Origin of the sequence: Paenibacillus sp. FSL H7-0714 (assembly GCF_038003765.1) — a bacterium.
Taxonomy (GTDB): Bacteria; Bacillota; Bacilli; order Paenibacillales; family Paenibacillaceae; genus Paenibacillus_AQ.
This window is the reverse complement of record NZ_JBBOPT010000001.1, coordinates 417,112-441,247: the sequence shown is the minus strand read 5'-3', so window position 1 is coordinate 441,247 and position 24,136 is coordinate 417,112. Positions and strand designations below refer to the sequence as shown.

The window sequence follows — 24,136 nt, the reverse complement described above, 5'->3', positions numbered from 1 at the left end:
TAACAATTTAATCAGCATTTGTAAACGATATTTTTCTATTCCATAACGCTTTAAAAGCTTCGCAATGCTCTATTAAATCATCAAACTTTCCTTCACCCACGACCGAGCCTTGGTCCACTACCAGTATCTTATCAACGTCTTTTATAAAATTTAGTCGGTGGGCAACAATAATGATGGTTTTATCCTTAAATTCCTGCAAAATCGTCTCCATAAGGCTTTGCTCCGTAATATTATCAAGTGCAGAAACAGGTTCATCTAGAATTAGAATGTTTCTTTTCTGAGCAATGATTCTGGCAAAAGCTAATCGCTGTCTCTCCCCGCCTGATAATTTAACCCCTTTTTCACCTACCAAAGTGTCTAAACGATCCGGTAATTGGCTTACCTTTTCTTGCAGATGAACCTTTTCCAAAATCTCATACAACTCTTCATCGGACAAGGAATGCTCATCAAATACAATATTGTCCCTAATCGTAGCGTCAAAAATCGGCGTGTCTTGTGATAAGTAAGAGATATGATCATAGTAGCTATCCAGATGGATCTCATCGATATCCTTACCGTCCAATAAGAGTTCACCTTTGTCCTTTTTTAATAAGCCTACGATTAACTTAATCAGAGTTGATTTACCGCCCCCACTTAATCCGACAATAGCAACCGACGTTCCTCGTGCAATCGAAAAGGATAGATTATTCAAGATCTTCACTTGCCCATAATCAAAAGATACATCCCTAAATTCAATATTACCGTGGATCTCAGTGATAACTTCTCCTCGTTCTAGATTCTTATCTTCTGGGGCATGAATAAACTCTTCAAATCTCTTGTAGGTCACTCTATTCAGTCTGTAATCTACAAAGAGGACATTGAAGATAGCAATCGGCGAATAAATCTTATCAATAAACATAAACAAAGCGACCACAACACCAAGTGACGTCTCACCTGCGACAATGCTTTTCACACCGTAAATTAAGACAACGACTTTAATAATCGTGACAAACAACTCGAATATCGCGAAAAAAGCTTCATGGATCATTTGTAACTGGGCATTTTTTTGAATGATAGTGCGTGCAGTCTGGCTTAATTTATCGATCTCTTTCTCATATCTTTTGTTCGTTCGGAAGACGACTAATTCCATAAATCCACGGATAGAGAATCTGGACATCTTTTCTTGTTCCTCTAGAATGGCCGCCTTCCTCGCATACAGAAATTTCAACAGCAGATTCGTTATCAAAAAGACGACCACATAGCCAGCAGCAATCACTACCATGATCCTTAAATCATAGAAACTGATAAAGATAAGACTGAACAGAAGAGTGGGCAATAACTCATGTAATGTTTTGAGGAAAAAGGAGAAAATCATGCTGTTTCCAGCTGCTGCTCCATTCTCGATCACTTTAATCATCTGACCTGTGCCCATATCCTGATAGGCTTGATAGTCGATTTTGGATATTTTAGATAGTGCAAGTATCTTTAACCTCTCCGTTATACTGTTCGATAAATACACACAAGGGTATTCATCCACATAATTTAGGATCACCACCCCTGCCAGCAAAAGGCCGTACACCAAGATTAAATTAAATAGCTCACCAAAGCTGTTGATCACCGTGACCTTGTCTAATATTTTTTGAAACACTACAATGCCTAAACTACTCAGCAGCTGAATAGTAAAACCCAATAAAATATAACCGCATATCCACCATTTCAGGTGAGCTAGACTCTTTTTCAACATATCGTTAATCCCCTATCTTTTAATTGAATGCAAAAAAGCCAGGCAACCCCCACCATCCAACTATTAAAAACCATCCACAAATAAACGGTTCTCAAAGTTAAATAGGTTAAGTGCCTGGCTCTATACAAAAAGCTGCCTATGGCACCGTTCAAAGCTCTAGTTAATGTAATCAAAAGGGCAGACTCCCCCCTTGATAGCTGGTACGCGTTTGACCCAGCCCGATAACTAGTTACTTCGAACGATACGGAAAGACATCCATTTCACCCCAATTAAAAGAATTGTTCCTATTATAATTCTCTAATCCATATATTTCAAGAATTACGTTTGACGATACGTAGTCCTGCCACTTGGCCCACCTTATGTCCTTCATGCGAAGCGAACTTGATCGTAACCGCTGAGTTGCTGCCCGTGATCGTCTGCGGAAGCTCGTAACGAATGGTCTCCAGCTTGTTCATCTCTTCAGACTCAAGGACGCCTAGCCCAAGTTGTTCCCCATCTGCCGTAATATCGAAAGCCACCGAAGTATCGTTGGACTTCAAATACGTTACCACCAGATCCACTTGCTCCTCTGGCAAGACTTCCATCGTGAAGGAGAACCAGCCATTGATCCAGCTATCGCGATACTTGCGGTTGTAGATTTTGCCTAAGCCTACATACTCTCCTTCGAAGTTATGGTCACGTTCAGGTTGCATTTCAGCAGGTTGTACCGAATCGACGGTTAGCTGTTCAAGCAGCAAGTTATTCTCCACGGCTTCGCGATACTCAACTTCTATCAGCTTCCATTCCTCCGGCGTGAACAAATCCCAATACACGGAATAACGATGATCATGCATAGGGTAAAATGGACGAAGCTCATGGTCTCCTGCATATCCTAAACCTTTCATCCGGAACACATTTTTGCTAACGTTAGACTGAATCAGGCTATCCGTTAGCGTCTCGCGATCTCCAATTAATACAGAAGCAAGGGCGCGATCACTGCCTAGCTCAGCATTTATAGGTCCAAAATCACCTGCAAGCACAAGCGGTCCATAGAGGAATGCAATTCGGTTTGGATTATCCGGCATGGACTCGATTCTTACCGACATCGGAATATCATATTCGACAACGTCTCCATCCTGCCATACTCTATCCAAAGCTAGGTAGCTGGATTTGCCCACATTTACTTGAATGTCTTCACCATTTACTTTCACGCTCATACCTTGCTCTGCCCAGTAAGGGTATCTTAGCTTCAATGTGAATTTAGTTGGTTTCTCCGTGCTGATACGCAGGGTGCCTTGTCCCTCTTCAGGGAACTTGGTCTCTTGCTTCAAACTAATGCCTTGCTCTTTCCAAGTCACTGTTGAGGGTACGTACTGATTCACATACAGCTCATCTTCACTATGGAAGTAAATCGCCGATCCATACATAGAATGGCTTTCCATTCCTGAGCCTACACAGCATGTAAAGCTCTCAAACTGGGAGTTGAACGACTTATGCCCACCCATTTCAAGGGATACAAAATAACACACACGTCCATCTACCGGCTCCTGAGAAGCTAGGATATGGTTATACATTGCACGTTCGTAGTAATCCGCATACGCTGCATACGCATCCCATTGGAACATATGCTTAGTCAGCTTCAGCATGTTGTACGTGTTGCATGTCTCACATGAACCTTCACCCAATCGATCATTTAACTTATCCGGTTCACCAAAATGCTCATTATAGCTGTTGCCGCCGATCACATAAGAATGATGATTCACGACCCGATCCCAGAAGAAGCGGGAAATACCTGCATAATGCTCCTGCCCTGTTACCTCATATTGTCTAGCAGCTCCAATGATTTTTGGAATCTGTGTATTAGCATGTCTTCCAGCTAGGGTATCTTTTTCTATAGCAAGATCATTTAGCACTTCCCCATGATAAAAGCTTTCCGCTAACGTGAGGAAACGGTCATCGCCAGAATCCTCTGCCAAATCTGTGAGGACTTCATTCATACCGCCGAATTCACAACGCAGCACCTCTTGGATCTGATCTTTATTCAGCCCAGCAAAAATATCTTCAAGCCACATTCCAAGCTTCGTTTCAATAACGAGCGCCTTCTGATTTCCGGCCAATCGATAAGCATCACGAAGACCCGCAAACAGCTTATGCATCGTGTACAGCGGTACCCAGCCACCGTTAAGGTCAAAGCCCTGTGAGCGAATGTCGCCTACCTTCACTTCCTCAAACAGCTCTTTGCCACGAGGAATACCGGAAATGAAGCCATTACCATGCACATCCTGACAATGCTCCAATTCGTCTACTACATAATTCACGCGGGTGAGCAACTCTTCATTCCCTGTAGAGGCATACATTAACGCACATCCAGAGATATAATGGCCTAACGTATGGCCGCTAATGCCTTGAGATTCCCAGCCTTCATAATGAGCAGCCTTAGGCTCTAAGCCAGCATATTGGCGAAAACGCGACAGAAGCCGATCTGCCTCAAGCTTGAGTAAATAATCCGTGTTTAACTCCATCGCATGGAGAAGTGGACCTGAATCAATGCGTACATTCTGCAAATCAAAAGCTTGCGTCTTCAATGAAATCGCTCCCTCGCAATCTTGTCAGGGTGATATGACAAGTGTATATTTGTATCCATAAGATAACATCGGAACGTTGATTTGTCGGTAGATCAGTCGTACAAATAGTGGACAAACCCGACTTATTGATTGCTAGAGGACCGCATGACCTATTTAAAAATTAATGTAGATGTACCTGTTCATTTTACAGCGGCAGGTGAATTTATCTCAGAAACACCATGGAAGCATGTGGAGCGTGTTATGGGGAACTACGAACTAATCATTGGCGTGAACGAAACGGTATATTTGAGTGAGCAAAACAAACAATTTGAAGTAGGCCCTGACGAAGCCCTTTTACTTATGCCTAATCGCACACATGTCGGCTATAGAGAGTCACGACCCGGGGTTAAGTTTTATTGGTTTCATTTCGAACTGACAACCGAGGGGTTATTACTGAGTGAGGAGGAAATGAAGCCTGAGGCGGAAAAAATCTTTTCGCGCACACAGCGCTTATGGTCCGTACATGATCTATATCTACCACAGTTCATAAAGATCGAGCACAGTGACCGGATTCATATTCTGGCGAATCAAATCCTCCATGTAGCCAACTCGGGGTATTTAACCTATTCCAGCGTTAATTATTTGTTGACCTCACTCTTAATTGAGCTTTCTGAGCATGCGCTTCAACCGTTCGCCAGTAAGCTAATCCGTGCGCAGCAAGATGTCACCTTTGTAAAAATAGCCGAGTGGACAAGAATACATGCAAGCGAACCTCTTACGGTGGCAATCATCGCGGAGAAATTCAATTACAACAAGGATTATTTAGCTCGGCTATTTAAACAACATACCTCGATGGGGCCTTTGGAGTATATTCATTCCGTACGTGTGACTAAAGCGAAGGAGCTGCTAACCAGAACCGCCCTCAGCGTGAGGGAAATCGCGACAGAGACGGGGTTCACCGACGATAAATATTTCATGCGCCTCTTCCGAAAATACGAAAACATGACACCGACCCAATATCGTAACGCCTATCATAAGACGTTTATGAATAATGATTGAAGTAAAGAAGCTGCCTCTAAGTAGCATTCACTACTTTTGAGACAGCCCCTTCTCTAACTAACAAACTTTAAATTATTGAATCGTTTGCGAAGAAGAATTCCATCGCCAGCGCGGAGTCGATCCTTGCAGATGCACCCCTCCATACCATTCATCGATTCCTTTTTTCTGAACCCAGTCTTCATTTCCAGCCAATACACTTTTGCCTAGCTCGGTTAATGCAAGCTCGCAGTCTTTGAATGGCATTACTGGATCGTTATAACCAGGAAAATCATTGAACCCATGGGTTTGCAGCAAAGGGTACGGGCGTTGTGCCATCTGTCTTAGAATATGCCAATATTGCAAATCGCCCATGCCTAGTATATGAAGCTTATCTCCCACATTTTTGAACAACCCGTAAGGGGAATTCATTCCAGCATGAATCATCTCCAGAGTCATCTGTTCAACAATACCAAGTCCATTAGAGGTCGATGGGAACCGAGATAAATGCGCTATGAAGGCGTCATGTGCAAATGGCAATGCGGATGTATCCTTAGTTAGTAGCTGTTGTAATGATTCTGGATTCGGTGATACATAGGCTTCCCAGAGTTCTTGGCCTACCTTTAGCTCCTTGTCGCCGATTAACTTCCACGTTCCTGATAAAGTCTCCATTTGCTCTACAGATAGTTGTCCAAGTCCTCGAAACAGCTCAATGCCGGGATATTCTCCAATACACAATAAACTCAGCTTCGTGGATCCCTTCTTCTGCTTGGAGAACCAATGGAGCAAATAGCACAGCATCGTCTGATCGAATAGATCATGCTCGAACCATAATACAACTTCATCATATTTATGAAAATCAGCTAAGATCTTTTCCTGTTCCTTACTGATCTGTATAAATTCCTTCTGCGGAATCCCCATCGTTTGTTCTAAATAATGCGCTCTTACTAAGCGGTTATTCTGTTCCCCAGGCTCTAAAAAGACCTGACCATGAGAGTAGACCTCTCTCCATACTAGTACATCACCTTTCACGATTCCTTGCCGCAGCTTCTCTCCCACTACATCTCCATTTACAATATGAAGCACACCTTTTCCTCCTTCGTACAAATGATTGAACACGGAGAGGACATCCGCAACAGGTAGCGCACCCTTAAGCTTGCGGCGAGCATCAAAGAGTCGTTTCTTCAATACCGGGACTGAAGTCCCCAGAAAGTCAGCAATCTCTTGAAGGGAATATCCCTGAAAATAATATAATTGAACGGCGATCCGCATATTGGATGTCAATGCAGCTATAGACTCGTGAAGTAGTCGTCGCGCTTCTTTTTTCTCAATAATGTCCGCCACACTAAATGAAGATTCTGTCGCTTGCGCAGCTTCATCGTAGGGTAATGCAGGATGCTGCTTTCTTCGCAAGATACGATAACATTGCCGCACCACAATAGCTTTAAACCAGCCCGAGAATGCCTCTATTGCTCGTAATTTATTCAAATGCAAAAAGGCTTCTGTGAAAGCTTCCTGCACAGCATCTTCCGCTAATTGATAGTCACGCAGCTTTTCGAACGCAACTGCATTGGCCATCGGTGTAAAATGCCTAACAATCTGTTCAAAAGCTTGTCGGTCTCCTTGTTTAGCCTCTTCGATATACTGAAGCATTTTCTCCCCCGCTCCCTTCTTCCGTATTATATACAAGTGCCAATGAAGTTCCCAAAGGTTACGGATGGGATTGAAAAGTCAGACGTTATTTATTTTTTCCTATTACATCCTTTGCAACCTCTAGAGCTGAAGAGGCTCGCGGCCAGCCTACATAAAAAGAAAGGTGGGTAATGGCCTCCACAATTTCTTCAAGTTGTAATCCGTTCTCTAAAGCCAAGCGCAGATGATAGGGGAGTTGTTCCGTCATGCCCCCCATCACCAAAGCAGAAATCGTAATCATGCTACGATCCCGAAGTGATAATTGCTCCCGTCTCCATAAGTCCCCAAATAACACATTTTCCGAGTAGTCGACGAATGCCGGAGCGAACTCCCCTAACGATTCCCGTACATTTGTGATGATTTTCTGCTGCGCCATATTACACCTCCCTAACCGGAGGTTGTAGCATTTGAGCAACACCGTTACCAAACGACCAATCTTCGAATTCCGTGTCGACGAGCACAATGAATATATCTTCTTTTCTGATGTTTAGCGTCATCGATAATTCCTCGGCTAACATCGCGTAAAAGCTTGTTTTCTGCTCCGTCGATCTTCCGGACTTTAGCGTAACTTGGATATATATCAGTCCGTCGCTTCGTTCAATATTTAAATAATCTTTACTATAAAAAAATTCCCCCGCTTTATGTGCATGAAAAACCTGAAATAGATCATCCTCCGGTACATGGAAATGCTGAATTAACGCGCTCATAATCGCTCTACATATTCCTTCTAGCTGATGAATGTCGTATTGTTGCTCCAGATAACTGACTCTAATGAATGGCATTTTAATTCACTCCTTCTTTGGAATTCTTTTATTGTACTCTCAGTATTTTGATTTATATAATTGAATAAGATAATAATCTTAATCAATTATACCGATAGAGGTGACAATCGATGGATCTAAAAGAACTGATGGCTTTTAAGACCATCCTTCAAGAAGGCACTTTCTCACGCGCTGCCGAGAAGTTGAATTATGCGCAGTCTACCATTACCAACCAAATTCAACGACTTGAAAAAGAATTGGGCATACAACTCTTTCACAGAGGCTGGGAAGTAGAACTGACAAGTGCTGGGCAAGTTTTTGCAGCGGAAATCGATAACCTTATTCAACATTGGAACTATGTATCAGAACTCACCAAGGCTTTACAGCATGACGAAATTGGCACACTTCATATCGGAGGCATTGAATCCATGATGGAATCCGTCCTACCGAACGCCTTGCGAAAATTTCATGAGCAAAAACCAAAGATGGCATGTAACTTCATTCAGGGTAACACTGATTCCCTCTCACAACTTGTTCTACAAAGAGAACTGGATTTCGCCATCTGCGGTGAGCCGTCCGACCTGTCTTTCTTTTATTTCGAACCGCTCTATCACGAGAAAATAGCTTTTATAGTAGATCACAATCATCCTTTAAGCGAACGACACGATATTCCATTTCGAGAAATTCTTGAATATCCAATTATAGCTGGAGGACACACTTGCTTATATTATCTTCGGTTAGCTAAGCAATTTTCGAGATTCGAATCAAAGCCCACTCTATCCACCATAAGTCAAATTTCTGCTATTCCTCATTTTGTAAGAAAGAACCCTGGGGTGGGGGTAGTGCTTGATTCGACATCTTTAATGACAGATATAATAAAAATCGATGTTGAACTAAGCGAGCCGTTCATTCAAGTTGGTATATTGCAGCGGCGCAACCGAGAATATCTAGCAACATCATCAAAAAAACTATTCATACAAATCATAAAAGAGGAAATTGAGAGGATTAGTAACGCTAATCCTACGCTCCATATTTGAACCTCAAGCTAGTTCCATATATGATAGCTATATCATTGTTCTCAGGGAGGATTCACCCAAGTGGCCGTATTAATTAACGAACAAATTAGAGCATCCGAAGTAGTACTTACTGGACTTAGAGGTGAGAAGCTGGGGATTGTGTCCAGAGAAGAGGCGCTGGCCATGGCTCGTTCAGCAGGTGCTGATCTGGTATGCACCTCACTAATGAGCAGCCCACCGCCCTGCAGCCTAACTGCAAAGGGCAAAGCAAAAGCGGCCGCGCAGAAAGAAGCAGCCTCAGCACGCAAGGCTAGTGGTGGCTCAGCAGCAAAGGGCGGCAGCAAGGAGAAGGTCAAAGAGCTCCGCTTCACGGCTCATATTGAAGAGCATGACTACGATACGAAGCTCCGTCAGGCTGAGAAGCATCTCCGCTCCGGCAAGCCGGTGCAATTAGTCGTGAAGGCATCCGGCGCCAAAGAAGCGGCTGCCTCCAAGGCCGTATTGGAGCGACTAGTGACTGACTTGAAGGAAGTTGGAACGAAGGACACTGGCATCCAGACAGGTGGTAAAGGGTCACAGGTGAAATTAAATCCACGTTGAAGAGTGCTCTATTCGTTCCGATCATATAGAGCTAGTAAAAAGGCCATCCTCTGTGGGATGGCCTTTCACTTCATAGGCAATGTTCTTACTCACTCTTAAGCATTCACTTTAAACATGATTGCCCATTAATCCCCTCGGGCGATAGTTCATGCCGCTAGCATAAAGGTGGGAGACATCTCCTAGTCCAATACATCTAGGAACCGCAAAGTTCTCGCTGCGCTCTTCAAACAAGATCGTCGTTACCGAGCTTGGCGCTAACCAAAATACGGACCAAGCCAAAGCTAAAGGAATCTGTAATAAATGAGCTAGCCATGCGAGACCAAAGCCGCCATGGCATACTACTCCAATCTTCTTGGTAGAAGGCTCAAGGATCCTATACAGGCCATCTTCTCTTTTATAATGGTGTCGAAGTAAGAATTGATCTGAAGCCACTTGTAATTCGCTGAACCGCAATCTGTATTCCTCTTGCTTCAACCAATGATCTGTTTCATCAGACCATACTCTCTTTCCACTCGATAGTTCGCTAATATGTTCTCCGGGGCTATCCCAAATAGACGACAATTGTCCATCTAACATAATCTCTGTCCAATCCAGTTCACAAGTCCAAGGTTCTGTCTGAATTACAAGTCCCGTCTCTTTGGCCACATAACTGGCTGTTGTCTGTGCTCTACCCAGTGGTGAAGCATATAGTTCATCCAGACCGATAGATGCCATGCGTTTTCCTAGTGCTGCTGCTTCCTGATGCCCGAATTCTGTTAGACCATCTATGGAATAGTCCGGATCACCATGACGAATCAGAAATATTTGCATAATAATGCCCTGCTCCCCTCAAATCCAGCCTTTTTCCTCTGCCAGTCGTACCGCCTCAATTCGACTTTTCACTTCCAGCTTATTGAGTATTTCTGAAATATAATTGCGAACAGTTCCATAAGAAAGGTGTAGCGAAAAAGCAATCTCCGCCGCCGTTTGCCCTTCACCAGCCAACTTTAAAATCTCTCGTTCCCGTGCTGTTAGTGGATTTTCTTCCCGCAGGCTACCAAAAACTAACTCGGGGGATACCTCCCGATGTCCAGCCATGACACGGCGAATAGATTCAGCCAGCTTATCTACAGGCTCGTCCTTCAACAAATATCCTTGTATACCAGCTTTCACTCCACGCTCGAAATAGCCCGGACGGGCAAAGGTGGTCAAGATGATAATTCGAGTCGGACAACCTTTACTCCGCAATATTTCTGCAACCTCCAGCCCGCTCTTGAACGGCATTTCAATGTCCATGAGACATACATCCGGCTGAAGCCTGTCGATTAAAGCTAACGCCTCAGCTCCATCACAAGCCTCTCCGACGACTTCGATATCATCCTCAAGATCCAGCAGCGATGCCATCGCTCCCCGAAGCAGACGTTGATCCTCCGCTATAACGATGGTTATCATGCACTCTCACCTCCTGTTGCTTCCTTAACGATTAGAGGGATCATAACGATCAGCGTAGTTCCCTGACCTTCTTCTGAGCTTAGCGACAGAGAGCCATCAATCAGGGATAGACGTTCCGCCATCCCCTTCATACCATTTCCATCACTAAGCTCACCATTACATCTCTCACCGTTCTGGAGGCCAATTCCGTTATCTTTAACGGTAACTCGAACTTCTCCGGCGGTCTTTGCCACCCCGATGAAGCATTTATCCGCTCTACTATGCTTCACAATGTTAGTCACCGCTTCTTTGATACAGAGGCTGAGAATATTTTGCGTCAGATCGGATACTCCCTCTAGCGAGATGTCCCCTTCCACTTCCAAGGCAATCTCCGCCGTGCGCAGCATTTCCCCGGTTTCTGCCAGTTCTTCTGCTACTGAGATCGCACGCATTTCCGACACTAGCTCGCGCACCTGACGGAGCGCAGCCCGTGAAGTACGCTGAATTTCCCGCGCCTCCTCTTGGGCTCGCTCCGTATTTTTGGTCACCAGCTTCTCTACGAGTTGGCTTTTTAATGTAATTAAGGACAGCGTATGCCCGAGGGTATCATGCAAATCACGAGCGATTCTCATGCGTTCCTCACGCTTCACCAACTCTTTAATCACCTCATTAGCTTGATCTAGCTCTTTCTCCAGCTTCTGATGTTGATGCATGGATCTTACGCCGAATGGCATAATCAGCATAATAACGATAAACGGGATTAAGAACATAATACTAACCCATTCCAACTCACGGCCTACTAAGACCAGCACCGAAAGTACCATGACCACAAAAGAAGTAAATGCAATTTTAAACCCTTTATTCTCCGTATAATAAGCTATAAAATTCACGGTGAAAAAGCCCATATACAGATTAAAGGGCGTATAGAACAAGCTAAGCACCACGATGATCACCATTTGAGTCGTTAACCAAACATTAAACACGCCACCCCGAACCCAATACAGCTGGCGATAGCTGATGGCAAACACCGCTATCATAATCCCACCTAGAATGAGCTTCACTCCAGTCTCCCCGCGCAAATTCAGGATGGGCAAAATCAGATATACAGCCCATACATAAGGGAAAAACCCCTGACTTCTCGGAAATAACTGGAACTGTCCACGCTCGGTCATTACTTTACACCGCTTCCTGTTTTTTTCGAATATAAACCGATAGTAACATAAAAACTACCAAATATCCGAGCAAAATCAAGACATTACTCCAATGCGGGGCTGAACCACGTACAATCTCCCACGCCCCATTTCCATAGTTATAAGAAGGTAACCAATGACCAATCTTCTGCATTAAACGTGGTAAAATCTCAATTGGCATCCACATGCCCCCCGCTACAGCAAGCGCCATATAAATCACGTTACTGACTCCACTAGCCGTATCCACCCGTTTCATAGCACCCACAAGCGTACCAATCGCCAAAAATGGAAGGGAACCGATCAGAATCCATAGCCCACTAAGCACCCATTGACCCGCAGATAAGGAGACACCGTTGATTAAATATCCTGCGATAAAAATACAAATGACCGAAAACAGATGCATCATCGTTTGCCCGAACATTTTTCCGAAGAAATAAACAGAACCCGGTAGCGGGGTAATCCGAATAAAGGTAGTCCAGCCTTGTGTTCGTTCTTGCACTAAACGGATGCCAAGCGTCATGATCGCAGAGCCCATTACACTAAAGGTTGCCATCGACATTAAGTAGTGAGCGCGCCACGTCGGATCATCGTTACCTGTATTAACCACGCGGGTGAAGATGAAGTAGAACATAATGGGCATGAGCAATGACCAGAATACGTAATAAGGATTACGGATGATCCTCAGCATCTCGGCTTTACACTGTACAGTAATTAATCTCATCTTTAGATAGCCTCCTCTTGGTTCATGGTCAATTGTTCAAAAGCGTCATCCAAACGTCCCTGATCTATACGAACATCCTTCACGGGAAGTCCAGTAACAAAAATCGCTCGCAGCGCTTCATCCGTATCGTCTGTCGTCACATGAATTCGACCTTCTTTTTCATAACAACCCTCAATAGCGGTTAGTTCCAGCAGGCTCCTGCGTAATTTAGATCGATCACCTATTGGCAAAAAGGACAGCGAACGCTTCACAATCCGCGATTTAATCTCATCTGGACTTCCGTCTGCAACTAAATGGCCTTTGCTAAACAACAGAATACGATCCGCAATATCTTCAGCTTCCTGTAAGTAATGTGTCGTGAACACAATCGTCTTGCCCTGCTCCGCAAGTCCACGAACCGTATCCCAGAACCGCCGCCGGGAAGTAATATCAAGTCCAACCGTGGGTTCATCGAAAAAGATCAGCTCTGGATCACCAGCCAGGGCCAGCGCGAAGCCTAGACTACGCTTTTGACCGCCCGAGAGCTTCTCGGCATATCTATTCAGATCCGCTGGCGCAAGCCCTGTAGCTTTAATTAGAAACTCCATATCCATCGGCTGTGGATAATAGCTACGGATCAGAGCAATGATCTCCCGAACCTTCAGCCGATCCATCACACTTACCTCTTGCAGCATCGCGCCGGTCTTTTCACGTACGATTTTATCTTTTGGATGTTGTCCAAATATTTTCACTGTACCTTCAGTGGGCTCTAATAGCCCCAATAACATTCCCAATGCCGTTGTTTTGCCTGCTCCGTTCGGTCCAAGAATAGCTGTAATCGAACCCTTGGCAATGTTGAAGCTGATATTATCTACTGCTTTCTTATCCTTATATAATTTGCTAACTCCATTCATCTCAATAACACTATCCATTTCGTAACCCCTCCGATTCCGAATGCGTTTGATCTATTTCAATCATATGGAAAAAGGAGACCTGACATTAGTATGGACTGTCATTTCTTTAAGATGACAACTGTCACCTTCATGCCTCAGGGTACGAAAAAGAGGTTGCCCTACCCGTAGTTTTAACTACGAATAGGGCAACCTCTTTAAGCGAAAATACTAGATTACCTCTTAAAGAATCCTTTTCCGAGAAGGAATTCCTTCATATGCATTCGCGCTGGCTGTGCCAACCGTTCTGCCATAATCACAGACCAAGGGGTATCCTTGGCACCATGAGTCCGCTCACGCATATAGTCTGAAGAGACTTTATCGTAAGTCTTGACCTGCTCCACTGTCGTTTCGGCATTGTAGCGATTACGATGTAGAACAGCCTCTAATGGCAGACGCGGACGCAGGCTTGAGGCTCCATCAGGATAGCCCACACACATTCCAAATATCGGGTAGACCAATTCGGGCAGTCCGAGCAGCTCAGAAACTTCCGCGATCCGGTTACGGATTCCGCCGATATAAACAATCCCGAGCCCAAGCGATTCCGCAGCTACAGCAGCATTCTGAGCAGCAAGCGCAACATCAACGGTAGCTACAATAAGGTTCTCCGCAGAATCCTCATACGATGTCTCTCCCTGCAAATGAGGTTTTGTGACCTCACGCAACCGATATAGATCCGCGCACCAAACTAAGAATACTGGGCATTGTTCTATATAAGCCTGATTACCCGCTAATCCGGCAAGCTCTGCTTTTAGAGCCGGGTCAGTCACTGCAATAACACTATAGGCTTGTACACTGCTGGAAGTCGAAGCCATTTGGCCTGCTTCAATAATAGCTGCAAGCTGCTCTTCACTTACTGGCTTATCCTGATACTTGCGGACAGATGCATGGTTCATTAATAGAGATATTGTCTCGTTGTTTTCTTGCACAGCGGCCACTCCTTACATAGTTAGGTTTCTCTTACAGCTTTACCCGCTGCAAACGAAGTGCATTCAAGACGACGGACACAGAACTGAATGCCATCGCAGCTCCAGCTAGCCATGGAGCTAGAAATCCGAGTGCAGCAATCGGTATACCTATTGTATTGTATGCAAGTGCCCAGAACAAATTCTGCTTAATATTACTCATCGTTTTACGGCTCATCATAATGGCATCGGGTATGCTCTTCAGATCTCCCCGCATCAGTGTAATATCTGCAGCCTCCATTGCTACATCCGTACCTGTACCGATCGCCATGCCCGTATCTGCAGTAGCCAGTGCAGGAGCATCATTGATGCCATCTCCAACCATAGCTACCTTTGTCCCATTCCGCTGCAGCTTACGAACTTCCTCCGCTTTGCCTTCTGGTAGAACCTCTGCTAACACTTTTCGAATACCTGCTTGCTTCGCAATAGCTTCTGCGGTGATTTTATTGTCACCTGTAATCATAATGACCTCTATGCCCATCGCATGAAGCGCAGCTACAGCTGCTTTTGAGGTTGGCTTAATCGTATCCGCCACAGCGACAATCCCGGCAATCTCATCGCCCACCGCTACAAGCATAGCTGTCTTTCCTGCCTCTTCCAGTCTCTTCATGACTGGGGTCCACTCTGTGATGTCCAATTGATGATCTTCCATCATACGCCGTGTACCCACCCTAACTTGTTGATCGGAGACAACAGCCATAATTCCCCGTCCAGGTACATTATCAAACTGTTCAGCGGTGGGTAAGATCAAACCTCTGTCAGCGGCTCCTGCTACGATAGCTTCCGCAAGCGGATGTTCTGATAATTTCTCGGCTGCCGCAGTTAAAGCTAATAGACGATTCTCTGCACTTTCTTTACCATAAGCGGCAATTCCAGTGGTAGTCACGATATCAGTCAGCACGGGCTTACCATTTGTAACCGTACCTGTCTTATCCAAAACAACGATCTTAATCCCTTGTGCGCCTTCTAAATGCTCACCACCCTTGAACAGAATACCAAGCTCCGCAGCGCGGCCCGATCCCGCCATAATGGAGGTCGGCGTTGCAAGACCTAACGCACATGGACAAGCGATTACGAGCACCGCAATAGCTTTTTCAAGGGCATCGGCAAATTGACCAGGTGCTGCCCAGAAGTACCAGACCAAGAAAGTGATCATCGCAATGCCTACAACAATCGGTACAAAAATACCTGAGATGACATCCGCGATCCTCTGGATCGGCGCTTTGGAGCCTTGGGCCTCCTCCACTACTCTAATGATTTGAGCGAGTGCAGTGTCTCTTCCTACTTTGTTGGCTTTGATTCTTAAGATCCCATTCTTATTTAATGTAGCACCGATAACGGTATCTCCAGGTTTTTTCTCTACAGGAATACTTTCTCCGGTCAACATAGACTCGTCCACAGAAGAGGAACCCTCTACTACCTCGCCATCCACCGGCACCTTTGTTCCGGGCTTCACCAATACAATATCGCCGGGAATCACTTCATCTGTCGAAATATTCATTTCTTTGCCATCGCGGATCACGAGAGCCGTCTTTGCCTGAAGCCCCATTAAGCTCTTAATGGCGTCAGAGGAACGTCCTTTGGCTAGCGCCTCGAACCATTTACCGACGAGGATGAGTGTGATGAGTACAGCACTCGTCTCATAATACATTGGGGCGGTATGATTCATTCCCTTCATACTTAATGAATCAATCGTCAGATAAAGACTGTAGAAATACGCTGCTGATGTCCCCAGTACGACCAACACATCCATATTAGCACTTCCGTTACGAAGTGCTTTATACGCGCCTACGTAGAACTGCCAACCGATGATAAACTGTACGGGGGTCGCCAGAACAAGCTGAAACCAAGGATTCATAAATAACTCCGGTGTTGGAATCCAGCTTGTGAATGAGAAATGACCTGCCATCGCCCATAACAATGGGAAAGAAAGAATAGCAGAAATGATCCACTTCCACTTTTTATGCTGAATTTCCTGTACACGACGATCCACATGATCCTTGCGGTCTTCTTTAAGAGTAGCTTTATATCCAATATTGCTTACCTTCTCCATGATCTCTCTTGGACTAATATTACCGGGAGTATATTCTACATGTGCCGTTTCCAGCGCTAAATTCACATTCACTGCTGCGATCCCCGGCGTACGACTCAACACTTTTTCGATCCGCGCCGAGCATGCAGCGCAGGTCATGCCTGATATATCAAAATCCGCGGTCTCTTTGACGGTATCATAACCAAGAGCGCGGATTTTATCTTCAATTTGTGGTAACCCTGATGCAGAAGGATCAAATCCAACTGTGGCTTGTTCCAAGGCTAAATTTACATTTGCGCGAGAAACACCCTCCATCCGGGACAAACCTTTCTCAATTCGAGCTGCACAAGCAGAACAGGTCATGCCTGTAATCTGTACGGTTGCTTGCTGTTCATTGGGTGAAGCTGTTGTTTTTAACTTATCCATGATTCCAAAGCCTCCTCATACCCCTATAGAGTATGATAATTTCTATAAAAAGAAAAGGCATTGGAGCTTATGGCATTCCCATACAGCTCCAAGCCTTATTACTTTGCTTCAAATTAAACTACATCATACCCTTGCTCTTCAATAGCTTCTTTAATAGCTCCAAGGCTCACCTTGTTCTCATCATACTCAACGGAAACTTTTTTAGCAGCAAGATCAACTTTAGCAGTAGCTCCAAGATTACCTACAGCCTTCTCTACAGAGTTGACACAGTGACCACAAGACATTCCTTCAACGTTTAATGTAGCGTTCGACATTATTATTACCTCCAGTAAAAGTTATGAAGCCATGCTCAAGGAGCATTAGCTTATTATTTCATTAATTTGTTAACCGTAATTAGCAGCTCATCGATAACCTCATGTTCACCGGCTTCGATTCGTTCAATAATACAACTCTTCATATGCCCTTCCAGCAGCATCTTACCAACACCGTTTAGTGCCGCTTGAACCGCTGCGAGCTGATTGAGCACATCGTCACAATAAGTATCCCGCTCTATCATACCCTTTATCCCGCGGATCTGGCCTTCAATCCGGTTGAGGCGAGTATTCAAACCATTTTTGAAATCTGTCGAATGATGACTCATTCGTTCTCCAGATGCTGAAGAATGACAGTCAGCTTCGCAGGATTTCTCAGTTTGTTCTTGCTTACTAGTAGACATAAGAATCAGCCTCCTTGCCAATAATATAATATACCCCCGTAGGGTATGTCAAGAGGCATTCTTTATTTCCTATCCCCCAAATCCCATTTTTTCAAGCATAAACGCCTTCGGTGTCCTTATAAGGACGGTAAGCGTTTAAGAGAGAAATATAAGACATATAGTATTGTGTGAAACTTATACTTCTTATATTTGAAAAAAACTATTGCTACCCTATTCAAATTTGAATATAATAAATTTTGCTTCTAACCTATGAACATTTTTTGAACGGATTTATCACTATTAGAAAAAGGAGCCTGCGAAGCATGCATACTAAAGAAAGTAATCTTAAACTCGTAGTTATCGGCCTGCTGCTCGGTATTCTGATGTCCGCGATGGACAATACCATTGTAGCTTCAGCTATGGGAACCATTGTTTCCGACCTTGGCGGTCTGGACAAAATCGTATGGGTCACTTCGGCCTATATGGTCATGGTAATGGCTGGGACCCCTATCTTCGGCAAGCTCTCGGATATGTATGGACGTAAACGTTTCTTCATGTTCGGACTGATTGTATTCCTGATTGGTTCAGCACTGTGCGGTACTGCAACCAGTATTACACAACTAAGTATTTACCGGGCAATTCAAGGAATCGGCGGCGGTGCACTAATGCCTATCGCCTTCACCATCGTTTTCGACATTTTCCCTCCTGAAAAAAGAGGAAAGCTGACCGGCCTTTTCGGTGCGGTCTTCGGAATCTCCAGTGTACTCGGACCCTTATTGGGTGCATATATTACCGACTATGTAGGCTGGCAATGGGTATTCTACATTAACCTGCCGCTCGGAATTATTGCACTTTTTCTGATCGCAACTTCTTACAAAGAATCGATCTCTCACGCTAAACAGCGCATCGACTGGGGCGGAGCCTTCACTCTCGTCGGCGCCATTATCTGCCTAATGTTTGCGCTAGAACTGGGAGGCAATCAATACGCTTGGGATTCCAGTGTCATTCTCGGCTTATTCGCCGGCTTCGCTGTACTCTTGCTGGCATTCATCCTCATTGAGAGAGTGGCGGCTGAACCTGTTATCTCGTTCGCGATGTTCAGTAAACGGTTGTTTGCAACAAGTAGTGTGACAGCCTTGTTCTATGGCTCTGCCTTTATCGTAGCCACCATCTACATTCCTATCTTTGTACAGGGCGTATTTGGCGGCTCCGCTACGAACTCTGGACTGATCCTCATGCCGATGATGATCGGTACGGTCGTGGGCAGTCAGACCGGTGGGCTACTTACAACCAAAACCAGTTTCCGCAACATTATGATCCTATCCGCAGTCTGTTTTGTAGCAGGTGTCTACAGTCTAAGCACTTTATCACCAGATACCTCCCGTCTCATGCTTAATGTATTCATGGCCTTAACTGGATTCGGCGTGGGCTTCTCCTTCTCCGTGCTAAGCATGGCAGCTATCCATAATTTCGATATGCGCCAACGCGGTTCGGCAACTTCAACAAGTACTTTTATGCGCTCGCTTGGGATGACGCTGGGGATTACGATCTTCGGTATTATTCAGCGTAACAACTTCACTAGCAGCATTAGCGAAGCTTTTGGCGGAAGTGAGCAGTCAGCAGCCTTCGGCGATCCACGGGCAGCCCTGACACCTGAAGCAAGAGCCAAGATTCCACCTGAAATTTTAGAGAAAATATCTAGTGCACTGTCCTCTTCAATCGCACATACCTTTATGTGGGCCATGATTCCTGCCGTCCTTGGTTTAGTCTTTGTGCTGCTTATGCCAAAAGACCGTCTCACCATTCCGAGTAAAACTGCTCAGGCGTCCGAGGGTAAAAGGTAACGATTATGTCGATGAAATTGGCTATTCTCGGACTATTGCTTGAACGAAACATGCATCCCTATGAAATTACACTAGTCATGAAAGAGCGCTCCATGGACCGGATTACAAAGCTCCAGCTTGGGTCCCTCTACTATGCTGTCGATAAACTTGCACAAGATGGTTATATCGAAGCTTTAGAAGTGATTAGCAGCAGTGATCGCCCTGACAAAACCATTTACGGTATTACTGAGCAAGGTAAAAATTTATTCGAGCAGTTAATTCTACAGCAAATTAAAAAGAACGAGCCCTTCTATCATCCGATGTATATGGCTCTAGCCATGTCCCGTCATGTTGATCAAAACAAGGTGGAGAAGCTGCTCGAAGAACGTATTCGGGAAACCGAACATCAGGTGAATCTGGCTTATCAGGTATATGAAGAACATATTCCTATTGTTCCTCGTTCCGCCCTTCATCTCATGTACGGCACCTATGAACACACCCTTATTGAACTAAAATGGCTACAACGTCTCTATGATGATGTTGTAGCACGCAAGTTGAATGACATTGGAACACCACTTAATACAGAGTAGAGTCCTTAGGACCTCTACTCTTTTTTTCGCTTTTGCAGAGACAATAAATACCACACTAGAATCTAAGCGTGTACAATATGTACGTGTACGCAATCATATTTCCCTAGGAGGAATCACATTGTTGAGAACACTGCCTTTAAACAAGCGCGGTATACCAGCCAGCCGTATTGCTCTAGGTTGTATGGGATTTGGTGGGGGCTGGGATCATGAACCGATTACCGCCGAGAATGTTAAGCAAGGACATGCAGCCGTCGACGCAGCACTATCTATTGGTATCAATATGTTTGATCACGCAGATATTTATACCCGTGGTAAAGCCGAGAAGGTATTCGGTCAAATCTTTAAAGAACGCCCAGGACTCCGCGAAGAAATCATTATTCAATCGAAGTGCGGTATTAAGCTAATGGAGCCTGGAGACAGCTCTAATGTCTTTGACTTCTCAAGCCAGCATATTCTAAGCAGTGTAGATGGAATATTGTCGCGACTAGGAACGGAATATATTGATATTCTGCTGCTCCATCGGCCTGACCCCCTAATGGATCCAGAGGAAGTAGCTTCTGCTTTGCATCAATTAAAGGCAACAGGTAAAGTTCGTCATTTCGGCGTCTCCAATATGAGCACAGCGCAGATCAAAATGCTGCAAGCCTATTGCGATGAACCTTTTATCGTAAACCAGTTACACATGAGCCTAGCCAAGCTCAGCTGGGTCGATGCTGGAATCAGTGTAAACCGTGAACCTTGGAAGGATATTACCTTTCCCGAAGGAACCCTTGAACATTGTCGAATGGAGAACATTCAGCTTCAAGCTTGGGGCCCACTCGCACAAGGCTTATTTAGCGGACGTTCATTAGAGGATCAACCAGAGAATATCGTCCAGACAGCTGCCATGGTTAAACAACTTGCAGATGAAAAAGGAACAACACCCGAAGCCATAGTGCTATCCTGGCTAATGACACATCCGGCAGCTATTCAGCCTGTGATTGGGACTGTGAATCCGCAGCGCATCGCTGCCTGCGCCGATGCGGACAAGCTGGAGCTTACTCGTAAAGAATGGTATGACCTATATGTTAGTTCACGTGGTACTCGTCTTCCCTAACTGAGCCCACAATTAAACTCGCAAGAATTCTTAATAGCCTAATCGTGCCTCTCGCATGATTAGGCTATTTTTAATACTTTCCCCTCCTATGTATCGTTCTCAATTGAGAATAAAAATAGATATCAAGCGATAAACCGAGATAAATAGAGATAAATTAACATTTTTGTTCTTTATAGAGCACAAACGAGACTTATTGACAGTTTTCTTTTCAATTTATTCCATGTATTATTCATTACAGAAGTTGTTCTCAATAAAGAACAATAATAACGAACCAAAGAAACTCAAGACATTGAGGGGAGGTATTCCTCTGAGACCCAGATCAGCAAAAAGAAGACCTAAACGAAAGAAACAAATCGGATTACGTGTTCTGCAATCAGGAATGGCTGTCTCCGTCTTGTTTCTGACTACCTCGCAGCAAGTGGGTAGTACCTATGGTGGTTTTGGAGCTACTACGCAAACCACTAGCACAATTAGCTTTTGCGAAGTATTTCCAAACTCGATCAAGGGGCTTCTAACAGAACTCAAAGATCATATCGAAAGAGCTACTGCTTTAAAAGGATCGCTGCAAAGCTATACCCCTTCAGGCAGTCTCTCAGACGTTTCGGGAATAGAAGGCATGACGCTGGATGAGCTTGATGTCGCAGTGCAAGAGATTTCCACACAAATCTCCGCGCTTCAATCTCAAATCGATGGCGTGAATGAGCAACTGGCCACCAACAGCCAAATTTGGAACGAAATCAATGGTGAGCTGAACGCAGCAGCAGCCGTCCTATTCCAGATTGGAGGATATATGACCTCTCTAGATTCAAACTGTCTAGAAATCAAGGATGAACAATTCTTCAGAGAGCTGCAAAGCAGCCTGAATCAAAGCGGTGTAATCTCTGAATCCCTGAATGCTTCCTTAAAGGGAGTCATCCAATATCTAAACTCCATACACGACATCGGGCTTCCATTTGCTTCGGTAGTGACCAGTGATGTATATGGACAACCCGAGTTACGCAACGAGGCGTTTCAGCAGCCGTTACCTTTCCTGATTCCTTTTAGTCAGCCGGCCGGAAATATCTCTAGCGAACTTACCTCCACTTATGAAAATCTCAATACTGAAATGAATGGTCTTAAAGAATCGGCTACTTCAGGAATCAGCAATCTTCAGAGTCAGCTCCAATTGATCAGTCAAACCCGTGAACAACAATTGGAAGCACTTGAGAAAGCCCGACTAGAGGCGCTGGAACAAACGAAGAAAGAAGAAGAACGTTTGGCACTGGAGAAAAAAGAAAAGCAAGAAGCTGAGGACAAAGCGAAAGCTGAAGCTGAGGAGAAAGCAAAATCGGAAGTGACTCCACCGACAGGTGAAGCTGCTCCAGAGAAAATAAATAAAGAACAGCCTGAAGCCCCAGCCACTAACCCGGTCGTTCCGGAAATTGGTGAAGAGCTAACGATTCCAAAAGATGTACCACAGCAAGCGGTTCCTCAGGAGGCGCCAAAAGCGGAAGATACAACCACTTCCCCACCGGTAGCAACACCAGCCCCTTCGGACCCTCAACAAGTTAAAGGTGGCGAATAATATGCGGATTAAAAAAATGATCAACAATACATTATCGAGCATCATGCTTGTGATATTCATTCTGCTGGTGGTAGCCGTAGTTTTATCAAAGGCCTCCGGCGGTGAACCTGCCTTCTTCGGATACCAGATCAAATCGGTACTCTCAGGTTCGATGGAACCAGGGATTCAAACCGGATCGATTGTCGCTTTAAAACCCGGAGGAGATATGAATCGCTTCAAAAAAGGCGATGTGATCACCTTTAGAAATGAAGAAAACCTGCTCATTACTCACCGTGTTGTAGAAGCAACAATGAACAACGCTACTGGTGAAGCCATGTATCGCACGAAAGGCGATAACAATGATGCGCCCGATATGAACCCTACCAGTTCCACGAATGTTGTAGCTGAGTATACCGGGGTCACCGTACCTTACGTAGGTTACGCTATGAATTTCGCAGTTTCCAAAGCTGGAAGTGTTGTGCTCATGATCGTACCAGGCTTGATGCTCCTGCTCTATGCCCTGTATTCATCATGGAAGGCTGTAGCTGCACTCGAAAAGAAAAATGCTGCTATACTTCCCACCTCTCCACCTCCAACTGAAATACAGTAATCCGTTGATTGTCCGCTTCCGCTTACGAACCGGAAGTTACAATATATAACTTTTATAAAAAACCACAAAAACCGAGGAGGAATTTTAATTATGGGTATCAAAAAAACATTGGGTCTTGGCGTAGCATCTGCAGCACTGGGTTTATCATTGATTGGTGGAGGAACTTTCGCTTACTTTAGCGACACTGCACAAAGCACCGCTACATTCGCAGCAGGTACACTGGATTTGAACTCTGATCCTTCTGTTATCGTTGATTTGAAGGATCTGAAGCCAGGCGATACGATCAAAAGAGACTTCAAACTAAAAAATGACGGTACACTTGATATCGGTTCGATCCTCCTCAAAACAGCTACCTCTATTAATGATGTAGGTGGTAACAACGGCGCTAACGATTTGGCAAAATCCATCAAAGTTAAATTCCTGGTGAATAAAGATAAAAGCGGCATCTTACCTGGTAGTGAAGAGAAAGTAGTTTGGGAAACTACCCTGGCCGATTTGAAGACTCAGACACCGGATCTCGTAAAAAATACTGGACTTGATGCAATCTGGGGTACTAGCGAAGCATCTGGAATTAAGGCCGGCACAAATGATAGCTTCACCGTTCAATTCGAATTTGTTGATAACGGCCAAGAGCAAAACTACTTCCAAAAAGATTCATTAACTCTGACTTGGGATTTCGTAGGTAAGCAAACTGCTGGATCCGCTAAATAATCTAATAAGTCTTCCATTCGAAGAGC

General features: G+C 44.6%; 23 protein-coding genes. 9 read left to right on the top strand and 14 right to left on the bottom strand.

Annotated features, from left to right (window positions below):
- Positions 1 to 7: 7 nt before the first annotated feature.
- Positions 8 to 1,723 (bottom strand): ABC transporter ATP-binding protein, encoded by a 1,716-nt coding sequence (locus NST34_RS01960; protein WP_341127026.1) that lies wholly within the window; start codon positions 1,721 to 1,723, stop codon positions 8 to 10.
- A 311-nt stretch (positions 1,724 to 2,034) separates the two neighbouring features.
- On the bottom strand, positions 2,035 to 4,287 hold the full coding sequence (locus NST34_RS01955) for a beta-L-arabinofuranosidase domain-containing protein (protein ID WP_341127025.1): 2,253 nt from the start codon (positions 4,285 to 4,287) through the stop codon (positions 2,035 to 2,037).
- Between the two features lie 144 nt (positions 4,288 to 4,431).
- Here NST34_RS01955 and NST34_RS01950 point away from each other — a divergent pair, with 144 nt between their 5' ends.
- Complete coding sequence (locus tag NST34_RS01950) at positions 4,432 to 5,325, top strand: helix-turn-helix transcriptional regulator (RefSeq protein WP_341127024.1); 894 nt, start codon at positions 4,432 to 4,434, stop codon at positions 5,323 to 5,325.
- A 72-nt stretch (positions 5,326 to 5,397) separates the two neighbouring features.
- Here the strand turns inward: NST34_RS01950 and NST34_RS01945 are convergent, their stop codons facing one another.
- The 3 genes from NST34_RS01945 to NST34_RS01935 form a co-directional block, all read right to left on the bottom strand.
- Entirely contained in the window at positions 5,398 to 6,954 is a 1,557-nt protein-coding gene (locus NST34_RS01945) for a sigma-70 family RNA polymerase sigma factor (protein WP_341127023.1), read from the bottom strand.
- A gap of 85 nt (positions 6,955 to 7,039) precedes the next feature.
- On the bottom strand, positions 7,040 to 7,369 hold the full coding sequence (locus NST34_RS01940; protein ID WP_341127022.1) for a carboxymuconolactone decarboxylase family protein: 330 nt from the start codon (positions 7,367 to 7,369) through the stop codon (positions 7,040 to 7,042).
- A gap of 1 nt (position 7,370) precedes the next feature.
- Positions 7,371 to 7,775 carry a tautomerase family protein gene (locus NST34_RS01935; RefSeq protein ID WP_341127021.1) on the bottom strand — a complete coding sequence of 135 codons (405 nt, stop codon included), beginning with the start codon at positions 7,773 to 7,775 and terminating at the stop codon, positions 7,371 to 7,373.
- Positions 7,776 to 7,885: 110 nt separating this feature from the next.
- Here NST34_RS01935 and NST34_RS01930 point away from each other — a divergent pair, with 110 nt between their 5' ends.
- Together NST34_RS01930 and infC are read left to right on the top strand one after the other, a co-directional pair.
- Positions 7,886 to 8,791: a LysR family transcriptional regulator gene (locus NST34_RS01930; RefSeq protein ID WP_341127020.1), complete on the top strand. Its 906-nt coding sequence runs from the start codon at positions 7,886 to 7,888 to the stop codon at positions 8,789 to 8,791.
- A gap of 60 nt (positions 8,792 to 8,851) precedes the next feature.
- Positions 8,852 to 9,370 carry a translation initiation factor IF-3 gene (infC, locus tag NST34_RS01925; RefSeq protein WP_042184315.1) on the top strand — a complete coding sequence of 173 codons (519 nt, stop codon included), beginning with the start codon at positions 8,852 to 8,854 and terminating at the stop codon, positions 9,368 to 9,370.
- A 108-nt stretch (positions 9,371 to 9,478) separates the two neighbouring features.
- On the opposite strand, the gene NST34_RS01920 is transcribed toward infC, so the two are convergent.
- The 9 genes from NST34_RS01920 to NST34_RS01880 all read right to left on the bottom strand — a co-directional run bounded on the left by NST34_RS01920 (position 9,479) and on the right by NST34_RS01880 (position 17,683).
- Positions 9,479 to 10,180, bottom strand: coding sequence for a histidine phosphatase family protein (locus NST34_RS01920; RefSeq protein WP_076285147.1), 702 nt, complete (start codon positions 10,178 to 10,180; stop codon positions 9,479 to 9,481).
- 18 nt (positions 10,181 to 10,198) lie between these two features.
- On the bottom strand, positions 10,199 to 10,801 hold the full coding sequence (locus NST34_RS01915) for a response regulator transcription factor (protein WP_042184310.1): 603 nt from the start codon (positions 10,799 to 10,801) through the stop codon (positions 10,199 to 10,201).
- Entirely contained in the window at positions 10,798 to 11,952 is a 1,155-nt protein-coding gene (locus NST34_RS01910) for a sensor histidine kinase (RefSeq protein ID WP_341127019.1), read from the bottom strand. The genes NST34_RS01915 and NST34_RS01910 overlap by 4 nt, the downstream gene beginning before the upstream one ends.
- Before the next feature lie 4 nt (positions 11,953 to 11,956).
- Positions 11,957 to 12,691 (bottom strand): ABC transporter permease, encoded by a 735-nt coding sequence (locus NST34_RS01905; protein WP_076285145.1) that lies wholly within the window; start codon positions 12,689 to 12,691, stop codon positions 11,957 to 11,959.
- Between the two features lie 2 nt (positions 12,692 to 12,693).
- The gene (locus NST34_RS01900) at positions 12,694 to 13,602 is read right to left on the bottom strand and encodes an ABC transporter ATP-binding protein (protein WP_076285144.1); all 909 of its coding nucleotides are present in this window, start codon (positions 13,600 to 13,602) and stop codon (positions 12,694 to 12,696) included.
- A gap of 194 nt (positions 13,603 to 13,796) precedes the next feature.
- Positions 13,797 to 14,549: an oxygen-insensitive NADPH nitroreductase gene (nfsA, locus tag NST34_RS01895; protein WP_076285143.1), complete on the bottom strand. Its 753-nt coding sequence runs from the start codon at positions 14,547 to 14,549 to the stop codon at positions 13,797 to 13,799.
- A gap of 31 nt (positions 14,550 to 14,580) precedes the next feature.
- Positions 14,581 to 17,043 carry a heavy metal translocating P-type ATPase gene (locus NST34_RS01890; RefSeq protein ID WP_341127018.1) on the bottom strand — a complete coding sequence of 821 codons (2,463 nt, stop codon included), beginning with the start codon at positions 17,041 to 17,043 and terminating at the stop codon, positions 14,581 to 14,583.
- Between the two features lie 113 nt (positions 17,044 to 17,156).
- Positions 17,157 to 17,357 (bottom strand): copper chaperone CopZ, encoded by a 201-nt coding sequence (copZ, locus tag NST34_RS01885; protein ID WP_042184300.1) that lies wholly within the window; start codon positions 17,355 to 17,357, stop codon positions 17,157 to 17,159.
- Between the two features lie 53 nt (positions 17,358 to 17,410).
- A complete protein-coding gene (locus NST34_RS01880) occupies positions 17,411 to 17,683 on the bottom strand; it encodes a metal-sensitive transcriptional regulator (RefSeq protein ID WP_231573462.1) in 273 nt (90 codons plus the stop codon).
- Between the two features lie 377 nt (positions 17,684 to 18,060).
- Between NST34_RS01880 and NST34_RS01875 the strand changes: the two genes are divergently transcribed.
- The 6 genes from NST34_RS01875 to NST34_RS01850 all read left to right on the top strand — a co-directional run bounded on the left by NST34_RS01875 (position 18,061) and on the right by NST34_RS01850 (position 24,110).
- Positions 18,061 to 19,581 carry an MDR family MFS transporter gene (locus NST34_RS01875; protein ID WP_042184296.1) on the top strand — a complete coding sequence of 507 codons (1,521 nt, stop codon included), beginning with the start codon at positions 18,061 to 18,063 and terminating at the stop codon, positions 19,579 to 19,581.
- A 5-nt stretch (positions 19,582 to 19,586) separates the two neighbouring features.
- A complete protein-coding gene (locus NST34_RS01870) occupies positions 19,587 to 20,150 on the top strand; it encodes a PadR family transcriptional regulator (protein WP_042184294.1) in 564 nt (187 codons plus the stop codon).
- A gap of 118 nt (positions 20,151 to 20,268) precedes the next feature.
- Complete coding sequence (locus NST34_RS01865; RefSeq protein WP_076285141.1) at positions 20,269 to 21,246, top strand: aldo/keto reductase; 978 nt, start codon at positions 20,269 to 20,271, stop codon at positions 21,244 to 21,246.
- 379 nt (positions 21,247 to 21,625) lie between these two features.
- Positions 21,626 to 22,810, top strand: coding sequence for a hypothetical protein (locus NST34_RS01860; RefSeq protein ID WP_341127017.1), 1,185 nt, complete (start codon positions 21,626 to 21,628; stop codon positions 22,808 to 22,810).
- 1 nt (position 22,811) lies between these two features.
- Positions 22,812 to 23,399, top strand: coding sequence for a signal peptidase I SipW (gene sipW / locus NST34_RS01855; RefSeq protein WP_076285139.1), 588 nt, complete (start codon positions 22,812 to 22,814; stop codon positions 23,397 to 23,399).
- A 90-nt stretch (positions 23,400 to 23,489) separates the two neighbouring features.
- Positions 23,490 to 24,110 carry a TasA family protein gene (locus tag NST34_RS01850; RefSeq protein WP_076285138.1) on the top strand — a complete coding sequence of 207 codons (621 nt, stop codon included), beginning with the start codon at positions 23,490 to 23,492 and terminating at the stop codon, positions 24,108 to 24,110.
- The last annotated feature ends 26 nt before the right edge of the window (positions 24,111 to 24,136 follow it).

What these genes read in the sequence shown, in the direction of transcription:
- NST34_RS01960 (WP_341127026.1), bottom strand. Translation starts at nt 1,723, where the DNA reads ATGTTGAAAAAGAGTCTAGCTCACCTGAAATGGTGGATATGCGGTTAT.
- NST34_RS01950 (WP_341127024.1), top strand. Translation starts at nt 4,432, where the DNA reads ATGACCTATTTAAAAATTAATGTAGATGTACCTGTTCATTTTACAGCG.
- NST34_RS01945 (WP_341127023.1), bottom strand. Translation starts at nt 6,954, where the DNA reads ATGCTTCAGTATATCGAAGAGGCTAAACAAGGAGACCGACAAGCTTTT.
- NST34_RS01940 (WP_341127022.1), bottom strand. Translation starts at nt 7,369, where the DNA reads ATGGCGCAGCAGAAAATCATCACAAATGTACGGGAATCGTTAGGGGAG.
- NST34_RS01935 (WP_341127021.1), bottom strand. Translation starts at nt 7,775, where the DNA reads ATGCCATTCATTAGAGTCAGTTATCTGGAGCAACAATACGACATTCAT.
- NST34_RS01930 (WP_341127020.1), top strand. Translation starts at nt 7,886, where the DNA reads ATGGATCTAAAAGAACTGATGGCTTTTAAGACCATCCTTCAAGAAGGC.
- NST34_RS01920 (WP_076285147.1), bottom strand. Translation starts at nt 10,180, where the DNA reads ATGCAAATATTTCTGATTCGTCATGGTGATCCGGACTATTCCATAGAT.
- NST34_RS01915 (WP_042184310.1), bottom strand. Translation starts at nt 10,801, where the DNA reads ATGATAACCATCGTTATAGCGGAGGATCAACGTCTGCTTCGGGGAGCG.
- NST34_RS01910 (WP_341127019.1), bottom strand. Translation starts at nt 11,952, where the DNA reads ATGACCGAGCGTGGACAGTTCCAGTTATTTCCGAGAAGTCAGGGGTTT.
- NST34_RS01905 (WP_076285145.1), bottom strand. Translation starts at nt 12,691, where the DNA reads ATGAGATTAATTACTGTACAGTGTAAAGCCGAGATGCTGAGGATCATC.
- NST34_RS01900 (WP_076285144.1), bottom strand. Translation starts at nt 13,602, where the DNA reads ATGGATAGTGTTATTGAGATGAATGGAGTTAGCAAATTATATAAGGAT.
- NST34_RS01890 (WP_341127018.1), bottom strand. Translation starts at nt 17,043, where the DNA reads ATGGATAAGTTAAAAACAACAGCTTCACCCAATGAACAGCAAGCAACC.
- copZ (WP_042184300.1), bottom strand. Translation starts at nt 17,357, where the DNA reads ATGTCGAACGCTACATTAAACGTTGAAGGAATGTCTTGTGGTCACTGT.
- NST34_RS01880 (WP_231573462.1), bottom strand. Translation starts at nt 17,683, where the DNA reads ATGAGTCATCATTCGACAGATTTCAAAAATGGTTTGAATACTCGCCTC.
- NST34_RS01875 (WP_042184296.1), top strand. Translation starts at nt 18,061, where the DNA reads ATGCATACTAAAGAAAGTAATCTTAAACTCGTAGTTATCGGCCTGCTG.
- NST34_RS01870 (WP_042184294.1), top strand. Translation starts at nt 19,587, where the DNA reads ATGTCGATGAAATTGGCTATTCTCGGACTATTGCTTGAACGAAACATG.
- NST34_RS01860 (WP_341127017.1), top strand. Translation starts at nt 21,626, where the DNA reads ATGGCTGTCTCCGTCTTGTTTCTGACTACCTCGCAGCAAGTGGGTAGT.
- sipW (WP_076285139.1), top strand. Translation starts at nt 22,812, where the DNA reads ATGCGGATTAAAAAAATGATCAACAATACATTATCGAGCATCATGCTT.
- NST34_RS01850 (WP_076285138.1), top strand. Translation starts at nt 23,490, where the DNA reads ATGGGTATCAAAAAAACATTGGGTCTTGGCGTAGCATCTGCAGCACTG.